Origin of the sequence: Exiguobacterium sp. s124, from assembly GCF_018617485.1 — a bacterium.
Lineage (GTDB): Bacteria > Bacillota > Bacilli > Exiguobacteriales > Exiguobacteriaceae > Exiguobacterium > Exiguobacterium aestuarii.
The window spans coordinates 1,313,203-1,325,227 of sequence record NZ_JACSKH010000001.1 but is presented as its reverse complement, the minus strand read 5'-3'; the positions used below and the strand labels follow the sequence as shown (position 1 = coordinate 1,325,227).

The 12,025-nt window shown below is 45.5% G+C and carries 13 protein-coding genes and 1 tRNA gene; 6 read left to right on the top strand and 8 right to left on the bottom strand.

Annotation, left to right across the window (positions count from 1 at the left end; translation table 11 throughout):
• Positions 1-9: 9 nt before the first annotated feature.
• Both KNO85_RS06950 and KNO85_RS06945 read right to left on the bottom strand, forming a co-directional pair.
• Entirely contained in the window at positions 10-651 is a 642-nt protein-coding gene (locus tag KNO85_RS06950) for a hypothetical protein (protein ID WP_214788271.1), read from the bottom strand.
• A gap of 88 nt (positions 652-739) precedes the next feature.
• Positions 740-1,096, bottom strand: coding sequence for a PilZ domain-containing protein (locus KNO85_RS06945; RefSeq protein WP_214788268.1), 357 nt, complete (start codon positions 1,094-1,096; stop codon positions 740-742).
• 147 nt (positions 1,097-1,243) lie between these two features.
• Here KNO85_RS06945 and KNO85_RS06940 point away from each other — a divergent pair, with 147 nt between their 5' ends.
• The gene (locus KNO85_RS06940) at positions 1,244-1,492 is read left to right on the top strand and encodes a hypothetical protein (RefSeq protein ID WP_214788265.1); all 249 of its coding nucleotides are present in this window, start codon (positions 1,244-1,246) and stop codon (positions 1,490-1,492) included.
• Between the two features lie 38 nt (positions 1,493-1,530).
• Here KNO85_RS06940 and KNO85_RS06935 read toward each other — a convergent pair whose 3' ends face one another.
• From KNO85_RS06935 to KNO85_RS06910, 6 genes are all read right to left on the bottom strand, one after another.
• Positions 1,531-2,226 carry a queuosine precursor transporter gene (locus KNO85_RS06935; RefSeq protein WP_214788262.1) on the bottom strand — a complete coding sequence of 232 codons (696 nt, stop codon included), beginning with the start codon at positions 2,224-2,226 and terminating at the stop codon, positions 1,531-1,533.
• 202 nt (positions 2,227-2,428) lie between these two features.
• On the bottom strand, positions 2,429-2,890 hold the full coding sequence (locus KNO85_RS06930; RefSeq protein WP_214788259.1) for a hypothetical protein: 462 nt from the start codon (positions 2,888-2,890) through the stop codon (positions 2,429-2,431).
• 156 nt (positions 2,891-3,046) lie between these two features.
• Positions 3,047-3,117: transfer RNA gene (locus tag KNO85_RS06925), tRNA-Thr, on the bottom strand.
• A 108-nt stretch (positions 3,118-3,225) separates the two neighbouring features.
• A complete protein-coding gene (locus KNO85_RS06920) occupies positions 3,226-5,619 on the bottom strand; it encodes an immune inhibitor A domain-containing protein (RefSeq protein ID WP_214788256.1) in 2,394 nt (797 codons plus the stop codon).
• Positions 5,620-5,757: 138 nt separating this feature from the next.
• Positions 5,758-6,549, bottom strand: coding sequence for a class I SAM-dependent methyltransferase (locus tag KNO85_RS06915; RefSeq protein ID WP_214788252.1), 792 nt, complete (start codon positions 6,547-6,549; stop codon positions 5,758-5,760).
• A 39-nt stretch (positions 6,550-6,588) separates the two neighbouring features.
• Positions 6,589-6,900, bottom strand: coding sequence for a hypothetical protein (locus KNO85_RS06910; RefSeq protein WP_026826028.1), 312 nt, complete (start codon positions 6,898-6,900; stop codon positions 6,589-6,591).
• Positions 6,901-7,081: 181 nt separating this feature from the next.
• Here KNO85_RS06910 and KNO85_RS06905 point away from each other — a divergent pair, with 181 nt between their 5' ends.
• From KNO85_RS06905 to KNO85_RS06885, 5 genes are all read left to right on the top strand, one after another.
• On the top strand, positions 7,082-7,945 hold the full coding sequence (locus KNO85_RS06905; protein ID WP_214788249.1) for a cation diffusion facilitator family transporter: 864 nt from the start codon (positions 7,082-7,084) through the stop codon (positions 7,943-7,945).
• 87 nt (positions 7,946-8,032) lie between these two features.
• A complete protein-coding gene (locus KNO85_RS06900; RefSeq protein ID WP_214788246.1) occupies positions 8,033-8,509 on the top strand; it encodes an N-acetyltransferase in 477 nt (158 codons plus the stop codon).
• Positions 8,510-8,556: 47 nt separating this feature from the next.
• Positions 8,557-9,546, top strand: coding sequence for a LacI family DNA-binding transcriptional regulator (locus KNO85_RS06895; protein WP_214788243.1), 990 nt, complete (start codon positions 8,557-8,559; stop codon positions 9,544-9,546).
• Between the two features lie 107 nt (positions 9,547-9,653).
• Positions 9,654-10,592, top strand: coding sequence for a carbohydrate kinase family protein (locus KNO85_RS06890; protein WP_214788240.1), 939 nt, complete (start codon positions 9,654-9,656; stop codon positions 10,590-10,592).
• Between the two features lie 2 nt (positions 10,593-10,594).
• Entirely contained in the window at positions 10,595-12,025 is a 1,431-nt protein-coding gene (locus KNO85_RS06885; protein WP_214788236.1) for a sucrose-specific PTS transporter subunit IIBC, read from the top strand.

Genomic DNA, 12,025 nt, shown 5'->3' with positions numbered 1-12,025 from the left:
AAAGGGGAATCAATGTTTCATTTCGGCGCGTTCACGTTTTGGTGGTGCTTCGTTAAAAGGTTTTTGATGACGGATCATGAGCCAGAAAATCAAGCCGAACAGTGGAATGTATGGAAGCGGCCAAAGGCTCATCTTATATCGTTTCGCATCGCGGTTCATTAACGTGATCTGAATAAATGCCAACAAGAAAAAATCGACGGTCATCGTTCGGACAAACTGATTATTCTCCACATACGACCAATATTCTGAAACATTCCCGGTATTTGCGGCAGCGATGAACAATCCGATCGTCACTATTAGCAAGACGACGCCAAGAATACGGGTCGGAAGCGGTTTGACGGGAGTCGGATAAGGTGATTGTCTTGCGAACGCCAAATAGGGAGCGAGTAAGAAGCCACCAACGAAAAAGCTACTGATGGCAGCAATGAGTGGATTCGGTTTGAGCTGGTTCACTTCTGACCAAAGAAGTGGGAACATTGCTAACGGGAACACACCTAAAATGCTGAATAAAGAGAGCGAATAGCCTTCATAGGCATCCGTGTTATACGTTATAAAATCAAGTAAGAATCGCCCATCAAACGGTACGTTCGGGCCAAAAATAGCCAATGCAATGGCCACGCCCCATGGGATTAATAGAAATTTTCTTGTCATACGAACACCTCGCCCAATGATAGTCATAATAGTAGTATACCCTCTTTTGGAAACACGAAAAAATGAGAAGATGCAATGGCGCGTGTTCTCATTTATTTTCACGTGCATACATTTTAATCATCGTGACGAGTTGCTGAGTTTCGTCCATTTTGGCATCCAGTAAAATACCATAATCATACAACGATCCTAATTGGCTGCGATGTCTGACATGACCGACCAGTTCAATAGGTTGGAGGGTTGGAACGAGATCGAGGACGAAGTGGACCTGTAAATCATCGGAAAGCGGGAAAAGATAATCTGATCGCAACTTCAGTCCATGGGAGCTCACATTCAAAAGAAGTCCTTCTCCATCATAAAGTTCTTTCTCTTCCCAAACGAGTCGATAAGGGATCGTACGGGGATTTGGTAGAATATAGCGAAAAGTTTCCTGTCTGCGATAACGCATCAATTCACCCCATTTCTCTATTCTTTATATCGGACATTTACGATTCGAAATGAAGAAGAAATATGTATAATCTAAAAGTAAGCTCGCTTTACAAATATGAAAACGCTTTCTATAATAGGTGTACGATTTGAATAGGGAGGAGATCAGATGAATGTACATGATTTACTCCGACGTTACTCGATTCAAACACCAGTCATCTATGAAAAAAAACGTAACGGGGAGTGGGTTAAACTCGAGCGTTTGCCTGTCTATACGATTCTTGAAGTCGAAACGAACGATCAAACGATCGAAGCGGTCGCCATTGATCCGTTCAAAGCCATCACCGTCTGTCGAGAGTCGGCATCGATTGAAGAAGCCCGTCCGTATGCTGTTCGTATCCAAATAGAACGACCATGATAAAAGCCGTAACTTCGAAATTGAAGTTACGGCTTGTTTTATGCTGCATGTTGTTCGGATTCATCTTGCGGATTCGTACGTTTCGCGTAATACATGAACGGTGTCGCCATCCAAGCAATCACGAACTTCGCCACGTACGTCGTAATGAAGATATTCCACCAAATCTCCCAATCCATTCCCCAGAAAGCGATGATACAGAATGTGAACGTATCAATTAATTGTGAAAGCACAGTCGAACCTGTCGTTCTGAGCCAAAGTTTTTTCTCGCCCGTTTTGGCGCGAATCTTCGAGTAGACGAAGACGTCAAACAATTGCGAGACGAGGTAAGCAGCAAGGCTACCGAGCGTTATCAATGGAAGCATCGAAAAGAGTGCCTCAAAACTTTCGTGCATGAAGAGCGCTTCTTCGAACGGTTCATATAATAGGGCGTACTGCATAAGTACAGTCGAAACGATCAAAATGAAGAATCCGAGCCATACCCCTTTTCGAGCCGCAGCTCGTCCGTATTTTTCGTTCAAAATGTCAGTCGCTAAATAGAGCGAACCGTAGACGATGTTACCAAGCGTAAAAATGTATCCGCCAATTACAATCTGTTGTGTGACTTGAATATTTGCTACGACCGAAGCCATCGCAATCCAAGCATATAATCCGACCCGTCCAAACAATTTGTAACTGAGGACGAGAAGACCGAGTGTAAGGATGGCAGAAGGAATCCATAACCATTCGTTTAGCATGAATCATGCTCCTTCCTCTAACTATTCAATGATTTCAACTTTTCAAGTTTATAGAGGAACGGAAATGATGTCAAGGTGATGTACGCTCAGGCTGATATATGATTCATGCGATACGAACGCAGTTATACTCCGCTCAGTTCGATGTTCAACCCTTTTATCATACCGCGTGCGCTCCCGAGCACGTCTGCTTGTGCTCTCCAAGTCAACTGATGCTTCGTTTCACGTCTTGCGAATAGGTTAATGATCGAAGGACGGAATCGATTTCAACGTGTTGAATATGATTGATGTCGAATTGTTTTAAGTGTTCGAGCCCAACTCGTAATTCTTCGATGTTAGTAGAGGTTTGATCCAAACGATTTTGTAGGTCGATGGATTCAGTCGAGTCAGGGTTCTCGCATGTGGCTTTACATGCCCAAAGACTTTCTGATCCGTCAGCGAATGTGGCGAGCACATCACTACTTTCTGATCGTAAGTATCCCCAGAAGATATCAATTTCTTCTTGGGTTGGTTCGCCTTTAAAAAATAGAGTTAATTCTTCGACGGTTTCTTCGGATGTTTCTGTGGTGTTTTCTGTAACTGGTTCAGGTTTTGAGTCCTGACTAGTACTAGGCGAACAAGCTGCTAATAAAATCATAACGGTGCCTATTCCAAGTGCTCGTTTCATCGAAACCCTCCTGTAAAAGATATGGTAATCCAAATTGTACCATTGATTGTCGTTAGAATGTTCATCAAAAACGATATAGGGAGGGGAAGTACAAAAAAGCACTTCCTGTCAATAACAGGAAGTGCTCTAAACCGCTCCGTTGAGCGGTATGTTTGATGCCTCCGACGAGAATCGAACTCGTGCTGCAGCATTACCATTGCTGAGGTCTGCCACTAACCTACAGAGGCGTTACACTAACTATGTTACACAGGTTACTCGCGTTTTTCAAGCTTTTTCAGAATAATAAGACCTCCAATCTTCTTTACTTAGAAGACTGGAGGTCAAAGGGTAAATACTTATTTTGTACGGATCCAAACAGCACCTGCAGAGTTGTCTTTCGCTTCACCGACAACGTCAACGACGAGTCCGTATTGCGGAAGTTTACGTCCTGCATCTGGGATGAGTGAGTTGATGTACGAATTCGCATCATTGAACTGCTTCACGCCAGCTTGTGCTTTGTAGTCATACACACCACGACTTGGTGAATCGATGTACCAAGCGAGTGTCTTATCGAGACTGAACGCAGCGTCAGCGATTTGGTAACGTGTGCTACCAGCTACCGTTTCTTGACCGTTCAAGTTTCCGATGAGAGCTTCAGGGTGAGAGTCGACGACACCGAGGAAACCTTCACCAGGGTGGACACCGACCCAGTTGTCAGTGTAAGAGTCATCACCATACCACACAACAAGACCTGTGTTGTATTTCACGCCACGACCGTTGAGAAGACCCATATCCGATCCGGCATGGTTACGCCATTCGAGGTAGTAGTAGTGCGGTTTCGAATCGTATCCGTCTGAGTTGACGAATCCATCGAGTGTCACGGCTTCAGCACCTTCCGCATCATCAGCGAAGAGTGTTGCTGACTCTGACTTGATTGACAAGTTGTCGACTGCGAAGCCTTTCATTGCGACGCCGCCGTCTGTCACGTACTCAAATACGATTTGAACATCTTGTCCAGCGAATTGTGAGAGGTCATATGATTTGTTGACCCATGCACCGTTCGTTGTCTCAGCAGGGTATCCAGCTTCGTTCTCGCCGTTGACGTCGTCACCGAATACATCGAGTACGACTTCTTTACCACCACTTACAGCTTTAATGTACAAGTAATCATAATCTGATTCGACTTCGTAGAATGAATCGAATGTGAGGACGCCATCCGCACCGAGTTTCACGCTAGGTGTTGCCATCTCTGTATGGATGTCGTCACCTTTAGTCGAGTAATAGTAGCGCTCGCCATAAGCCGGTTCGATCCCTTTAATCTTCTTATCAGGAAGGTTGACTTTGACGATTCCTGGGTTGTTCGACTTCGTTACCGATTGGTCGAGTTGTGAGACAAACCCTTGAGAGTTGATATCTTCAAGATCGACTTCTGTAATATTAGCCCAGTTTCCACCCATGATTTTTTGGAAGTACTCTTTGTTTTGTGGAGAGAAGCTTGTTGGTTCCGTACCAGCAACTTTACCAGCCCAGCTACCGCCACTCATGATTGACCATGATTGTACTGGCTCACCTTGACCTGTGTATTGTGTATCGTACTCATCTGGAAGACCGAGGTCATGACCAAATTCGTGTGCGAAGACGCCGACTGCACCATCTTCAGGTTGAATCGTGTAATCATACGCAGCCATTTTTCCGCCCCAGTATGGAACTGCAGCTTCTGTGTTGGCTACCGGATAAACGCCATTGAGAACCCAACGGTGTGACCATACTGCGTCGTCACCAAGTGCACCGCCACCAGCTTCTTGACCAGTACCAGCGTGGATGATCATCAAGTGGTCGACGAGGCCGTCCGGCTCATTGAAGTCACCGTCGCCATCTAAGTCGTAAAGATCGTATTGGTCATGCTCTGCAAGGTTGATGCCAGATGCGACCGCAGCGTTCAATGCATCTTTGACGAGTTGACGTGGACCAGGGCCAGCATTGTCATGACCGCCTGTTGAGCGGTCAGCGCCGTAGTCTTTCGCAGTTCCAGGAACGCTTAGCCATTCTGAAACTTCACCGTCGACCGTATAACTGCCACCCGACTGTTCTTCATAATATTGTTTGAACGTTTGAACCTTCTCACCGTTAAACAGTTCGAACGACTCATCACCGAACATATATTTTTCATAATGTTCCTTGCTGAAGTTGTCACTATACATATAACCTGGATCTTGCTCGACGTTATTATGTTTGAAGTCACTATACTCGACGAGGAGGACGAGGACTTTATCTTCACGGACCGCGCCGTTGTAAGACGATTGCTGCGCTGGAGAAACCTTCACTTGACCGTTCGGTTTTCCTTTACGGTAGTTCGCTTGTCCTTTTTTCGCTTTGTCGAGAATGCGTTCTGTTTCTTTTTCGAATTGAGTATGTATCTTCTCTTTTGCTTTTGAAGCTTTCTCATTCAATTCGTCGTCATGTTTATGTGGATCTTTGGCTTCACCTTGTTTTTTCGCGATGTATGCGTCGACCGCTTTCATGCGTTCAGATGCTGACAATCCTTTTTTGATGACACCGCGTTTCTCGAGTGCTTTTGCGAGACGCTCTTCATCGATGATGTTGTGGTCGAACGGAGCGAGCGAGCTCGTTGTCGGGACAGATGGTGCAACCGATAGCGGTGCAGCACCAGCAGCCGGAACGATGCTGACTGTCATGGCAGATGTCATGAGAGCCGCGAGCGTCGTTCGACGGATGGAACGTTTTTTCATTTGTATGAACCTCCTGTAAAAAAATAATGGGAAAATGTGTGAGCTTGTTGTAAATGTACCGTTTATGTCTGATTAATGTCAATATTCAGAAAATAATAACCAGAAAAAGAGTCTAAAGACCTATTTAGTCAATATGAACTAAATAGTCTTAGACTCCATGTCGATATATCCGTAATGGAACTTCGATGTTTTTCGCTTAATGTGAGTAAAACCATGGCGTTCGAAGGCATCGCTCTCAAAATGCGCCTTTAGGACAATTCGTTTTTTTGCTACTCGTTTTGCTTCGTCCATCAGCTCTTGCGAGAGCGGGGAAGTGTCGGCGATTGAGCGAAGTGGGTTCAGATGAACCGATTCTGAAATAGTCTTTTCGAACATCGGATCGAAGTAAATACAGTCGAATGCATTTTCCGCACACGATTTCAAATATTCGAGAGAATTGGTATGGACGACCTCAATGCGGCGCATCGCCTCATTGATTTGTTCATCTTTCTCGACCCAAACGTTTAGTCCCTCCCGAACGAGCTGTGCCGTAATGAATTGGCTTTCGAGTCCAACGATTTTTCCAGTGGGACCCACAGTGTGGCTCATGACGATGCTGTCCGAACCTAATCCGAGCGTACAATCTAAAATTTGATCACCTGGTTCGGTTTGTAAAGCGTCAATGAGCGGATCGGTTCCACCACGACTGAGTTGTTTCACCCGAAAGACCGAGCTAGAAGGGTGAAAAAAGAATGGTTCTGTACTGTGAAGTGGTGTGTACTCGACGCGTCTCTTGTCAAATACAAGTACGTCCTGATGATGGCGCTTTTTCAGTTCGTCGATGGAATGTTTGCGTCGATCCACAAACTTCATATTGTATTCTGCGGCATGAACATGCGCCCGAGATAACACTTCATCTGTCGGACGTAAGCAAGTGGTTACGATATACATAGTAGGGCTCCTTCACAAAAAATGAGACGCAGAGGCGTCTCATTTTTTCTTACTGAGTAAATCTGATAGTTCATCGATCAGTGCTTTATGAGAAGCGAGTTCTTTCTTCTTCTCATCGTTCACGTTCACTGGACGTTTTGAACGGCTTTGAAGCGCTTCAAGCGTCTCGTCGATTGACGATTTCAATGTATCACGTTCTTCAGGTTTCAATGATACTTCGTGCGGATTTTCTCCAGAGGCATCTAATTCGCGAAGGCGTGCCATCAATTGCTTGGCCTCGCGATTCAAATCAACAAGCAATCTGTCAATTTGTTCCAATCTCAATTTGATTCCATCTCGTTCTGTAAACATCTGTTTCACCTCTTTTTGCGGTTTAACCCTAAGGTCTCTTCCTGTTTACTTTACCATAAAATTTGTTAAACGAAACTACCGGGAATATATTCCATTTATTTTGAGTATAAGAAACATTGTTTCTCTATCCCCACACGAAGTTCACCTGCTATACTAACTGAGCTAATAAGGAGGTGGGCGGATGGAAACGACAAATCATCCACCAAAAGCGCTCAAGGGAGCGATTGTGTCAATCACGGCTTATTTGATTTTATCTGTATTAAAGGTCTTCTTTGGATATTTATATGAATCAGAGGCGGTATTAGCCGATGGATTCAATAATACGACCGATATCATCGCGTCCGTAGCCGTTTATATCGGAATTCGGGTTGCGGCGTTGCCGCGGGATGCCGAGCATAAATATGGGCACGCGAAGATGGAAACTATTTCAGCACTCATTGCCTCACTAATCATGATTGCAGTCGGTATTTTCGTTTTCTTCAATAGTCTGTCGAATTTAATCGGGGGAGAATATGCAGAACCGAACCCGCTAGCAGCAGTCGTCGCGTTCGTAAGTGCGCTCATCATGTTCGGGGTGTATCGATTCAACTTGAATCTTGCGAAGAAAACAAAGTCATTGGCACTCAAAGCTGCGTCGAAAGACAATTTAGCGGATGCGATGATTTCTATTGGTGCGACACTAGGTGTCTTGTTCGCATATTTCCAACTTCCGTGGATGGATACGGTGTTAGCAATTGTGATTGCCGGTATGATCATCCGGACGGCGATTCAAATCTTTTTAGATGCGACCCATCAGCTTTCTGACGGGTTCCCTCCACATCTCGTCGAGTCTTATGAGGAAACGATTGATCAATTCGAACGTGTGAAAGAAGTTCGGGAAATCAAAGGGCGTCATTTAGGAAATCACGTGATGCTCGATGTGACGATTGCAGTTGATGGCGATTTAACAGTGGACGCGGCTCATGAACTATGTGATGAGATCGAACGAAAACTAGATGAGCAGCATGCGGTCGATTCGGTTCATATTCATATAGAACCGATATGACGTTCGGTTATCTTTTGCGCTTCATGATTGGATTCGTTTATAATAAGCGCAGACAGATATTGAACTACTAGTTAAGGAGGGCACGGGATGAACATCGTGCGTCAACCTATTCGCCAGATTGATGAGATCGAATATGAACACTTTCAAAAATATGGAGAAAACTCATATGGTGTTTCTGCCGAAGAGTTAAAAGGAATCCTCGAGGAAATGGGGACGGAACAACTTTATCACGCAGAAGAGCACAGCTATGGGGAAGATTTCTACTATGACTTGATGGTCGATGACAAACTTGTCGGTAAAGTGTTGTTACTCAAACTTGCCCGGGTATATCAACTTGACCTGATGGTGTTTGATGCATATAAAAATAACGGGTATGCGACAGAAGGTTTACGTCTTGCCTTACTAGACTCTAAATTGATGGATGGACAGACTGTCCGAGCCGGGATTCCGCCGACGAGCCCACATCAACAAGAAATGCATCAAGTGCTCGTTCAAAACGGATTTGAAAAGCGGAACGGTTTATATTATTTAAATTTTAAGAAACGATATGTAGTTAACCATTAAGCTGACGGCGTCTCGCACGTCAGCTTTTTTCATATGGAGGGGTAAGGATGAAGCAAGTCACCATAAAAGATATCGCCGAGATTGCAGGGGTCGCAAAGAGTACGGTCTCACGTTATTTGAACGGCGGATCGGTAGGAAAGGCGACTAGAGAAAAACTTGATCGGGTCATCCGGGAAACGAATTATGAACCGAATCAATTTGCCCAGAGCCTGAAGTCAAAACAGACGAAGATGATTGGTGTCATCGTTCCACGACTCGATTCTTACGCCGCTTCACGGACGATGATGGGAATCGATGAACGGTTGACAGAACGAGGATATCAGATGCTCGTCGTCAATACGGCACAACAGACAGAACGGGAGATTGAACAACTGTACAATTTGGCCAAACAAAAAGTCGCCGGCATCATTTGGCTCGGGACGACGGTCACGGAACGTCATATTGAAGCGATTGAGGCGATTCAAATTCCGGTTTTGCTAATCGGTCAACAGCATGACAACGTCCACAGTCTTGTCTATCCAGACTATGAAGCCGCATATGCACTTGGGACTCGATTCACCGAATGGGGACATCGGAACGTCGTGTATGTCGGTGTTTCGGAGGTAGACATCGCAGTCGGACAAAATCGGCGTGATGGTTTTTTGAAGGCGCTTCATGAGGCGGGTGCACACGTCAATCTTGTTCAGACGACATTTAAGATCGAGGACGCCATCCCGGTCGGAGAACAATTGGCGAAAGAAATTGATTCGACCTCACTCATTATTTGTGCAACGGATAATATTGCACTCGGCGTGTTGAAAGGCCTAGCGAATCAAGGTATTTCAGTTCCAAATGATGTCTCAGTTAGTGGTTTTGGCGGTTATGATTTCACGGAAGTTCTACACCCATCCATTACTACCGTCCATCTCCCGTATCGACGAACCGGGGCAAAGTCGGCTGACATGATGCTACAACTTTTACATGGTGACGACGTCCCGATGAAAACGTTCACAATTTTTGAATTAAAAGTGCGCGAAAGCGTTGACAAGATAAAATAAATCGTTTACATTTGTGTTGCGGAACCGGTTCCGCAACATTTTTTATTCTAAATTGGAACCGGTACCAATCTTGTGAAGAACTTATATGATTTATGGAGGTGGACGATATGAACACCGTACATTGTATCGGCGAACTACTGATTGACTGGGTGTGCGAGGATGCTTCGAGCGACCTCGTCAACGGAACGACGTTCGTCAAAAAAGCAGGTGGCGCACCTGCGAATGTTGCGGCAGTCGTCAGTAAGCATGGAGGACAATCCAGTTTCCTCGGTCAAGTCGGGAGTGACCCGTTCGGTCTCTTTTTAAAAAAGACATTGACGGACAATGGCGTCGACACGGACAATCTCGTGGAAGCGGGGGATACGACATTCGCATTTGTGTCGATTCAAGAAGACGGGGAACGAGATTTCACGTTCCGACGCGGAAGTGACGGAGATTATGCGTTTGAATCTATTGATTTGTCATTGATTCAAAAAGGAGATCTCATTCATTTCGGTTCAGCGACAGCATTACTAGACGGAAAACTGAAAGACGCTTACTTCAAATTATTGCAATTTGCAAAACGGGATGACTTGTTCATCTCATTCGACCCGAACTATCGGGAAGCATTGATCACGGACCTCGAGCAATTTAAACAAGATGCGAGACACTTCATCGCCGAAGCGGACTTCATTAAATTGAGCGAAGAAGAAGCACACTTGTTAACCGACGAAGAGCAACTTGATGAAGCGGTTCAAGCACTTCTAGAGTTAGGCGCAAAACAGATTGCCATCACACTCGGCTCTCGTGGCACGTTGATTGCGACAAGCGCGCATCATGAAATCGTTCCTTCAATCTCGATTGATAGTGTCGATTCGACGGGAGCGGGAGATGCGTTCGTCGGTGCTTATTTGTATCGATTAGCAACACTCGGATTTGACCCGGAGCGCTTACGTTCCGACATTGAATATGCAAACGTCACAGGTGCATTGACTTGTACGGCATATGGAGCTATTCCAGCAATTCCATCACGACAACTTGTGAATGAAACGTTAGGAGGGAAATGAAGATGGATTACAAAAAAGAAGCAGCATCGATATTAGAAGCGATTGGTGGGAAAGAAAACGTTGCGGCAGCTGCCCACTGTGCGACTCGCCTTCGTCTCGTTTTGAACGATGAGTCAAAAGTCGATGAGAAAAAACTCGAGGAACTTGATGTTGTCAAAGGAACGTTCTCGACAGGTGGTCAGTATCAAATCATCATCGGACAAGGAACCGTAAACAAGGTATACACCGAGTTCTCGCTATTGACTGGGCTTGGTGACATGTCCACGTCAGATGTGAAGTCGGCTGGGGCGAAAAAGATGAATCCGCTCCAACAATTCGTCAAAATGTTATCCGATATCTTCGTACCAATCATCCCGGCGATCGTTGCCGGCGGTCTCTTGATGGGGATCAACAACTTATTGACAGCACCTGATTTGTTCTTTGAAGGACAATCATTGATTGATCAGTATCCAGGTATGGCTGACCTTGCAGCGATGATCAATACGTTCGCAAACGCCGCCTTCGTCTTCTTACCTGTCCTCATAGGATTCTCTGCAGCTAAGAGATTCGGTGGCAACCCATATCTTGGTGCGGCCCTCGGGATGATCATGGTTCACCCGGACTTGATCAACGCGTATGCTCAGGCAACGGTTGAAGACATTCCCGTTTGGAACATTTTTGGTCTTGAGATTGAGAAGTTAGGATACCAAGGACAAGTATTACCAGTCCTCGTCTCGACATATATTTTATCGAAATTGGAAATCAACATCCGGAAGTTCATGCCGGCATCACTTGATATTTTGCTCACACCGTTACTCTCTCTCCTCTTCACAGCGTTCATTACGTTCGCGTTCGTGGGTCCAATCACACGTGAAGCAGGGAACTTGATCATCGATGGATTAGTATGGACGTATGACTCACTCGGATTCGTCGGTGGTTTGATTATGGGTCTCCTCTACGCGCCGATCGTTATCACTGGGATGCATCACAGCTTTATTGCAATCGAGACTCAACTCCTCGCTGATATCGCAGAAACAGGCGGGTCGTTCATCTTCCCAATCGCAGCGATGTCGAACGTCGCTCAAGGGGCGGCTACGCTTGCTGTCTTCTTCTTGACACGCGATAAGAAGATGAAAGGTGTTGCTTCAGCATCAGGAATCTCGGCACTACTTGGTATTACAGAGCCTGCCATGTTCGGGGTTAACTTAAAACTCCGTTATCCGTTCATCGCAGCGATCGTCGGTTCGGCCATCGCATCTGCCTTCATCGTCGGAAACGACGTATTGGCAGTAGCGCTCGGCGCAGCTGGATTACCTGGAATCATCTCGATCGCACCAGGGTCAATCATCTCGTATATCATCGGAATGGCGATTGCATTCGCTGTGACGTTCGGATTGACATTCATCCTTGCAAAACGACAAGCAAAAAAAGAAGCGGTCAAACAAGCCGCATAA

Bases quoted from the DNA above. Each gene is read 5' to 3' on its own strand.
- KNO85_RS06950 (WP_214788271.1), bottom strand. From the start codon at position 651: ATGACAAGAAAATTTCTATTAATCCCATGGGGCGTGGCCATTGCATTG.
- KNO85_RS06945 (WP_214788268.1), bottom strand. From the start codon at position 1,096: ATGCGTTATCGCAGACAGGAAACTTTTCGCTATATTCTACCAAATCCC.
- KNO85_RS06940 (WP_214788265.1), top strand. From the start codon at position 1,244: ATGAATGTACATGATTTACTCCGACGTTACTCGATTCAAACACCAGTC.
- KNO85_RS06935 (WP_214788262.1), bottom strand. From the start codon at position 2,226: ATGCTAAACGAATGGTTATGGATTCCTTCTGCCATCCTTACACTCGGT.
- KNO85_RS06930 (WP_214788259.1), bottom strand. From the start codon at position 2,890: ATGAAACGAGCACTTGGAATAGGCACCGTTATGATTTTATTAGCAGCT.
- KNO85_RS06920 (WP_214788256.1), bottom strand. From the start codon at position 5,619: ATGAAAAAACGTTCCATCCGTCGAACGACGCTCGCGGCTCTCATGACA.
- KNO85_RS06915 (WP_214788252.1), bottom strand. From the start codon at position 6,549: ATGTATATCGTAACCACTTGCTTACGTCCGACAGATGAAGTGTTATCT.
- KNO85_RS06910 (WP_026826028.1), bottom strand. From the start codon at position 6,900: ATGTTTACAGAACGAGATGGAATCAAATTGAGATTGGAACAAATTGAC.
- KNO85_RS06905 (WP_214788249.1), top strand. From the start codon at position 7,082: ATGGAAACGACAAATCATCCACCAAAAGCGCTCAAGGGAGCGATTGTG.
- KNO85_RS06900 (WP_214788246.1), top strand. From the start codon at position 8,033: ATGAACATCGTGCGTCAACCTATTCGCCAGATTGATGAGATCGAATAT.
- KNO85_RS06895 (WP_214788243.1), top strand. From the start codon at position 8,557: ATGAAGCAAGTCACCATAAAAGATATCGCCGAGATTGCAGGGGTCGCA.
- KNO85_RS06890 (WP_214788240.1), top strand. From the start codon at position 9,654: ATGAACACCGTACATTGTATCGGCGAACTACTGATTGACTGGGTGTGC.
- KNO85_RS06885 (WP_214788236.1), top strand. From the start codon at position 10,595: ATGGATTACAAAAAAGAAGCAGCATCGATATTAGAAGCGATTGGTGGG.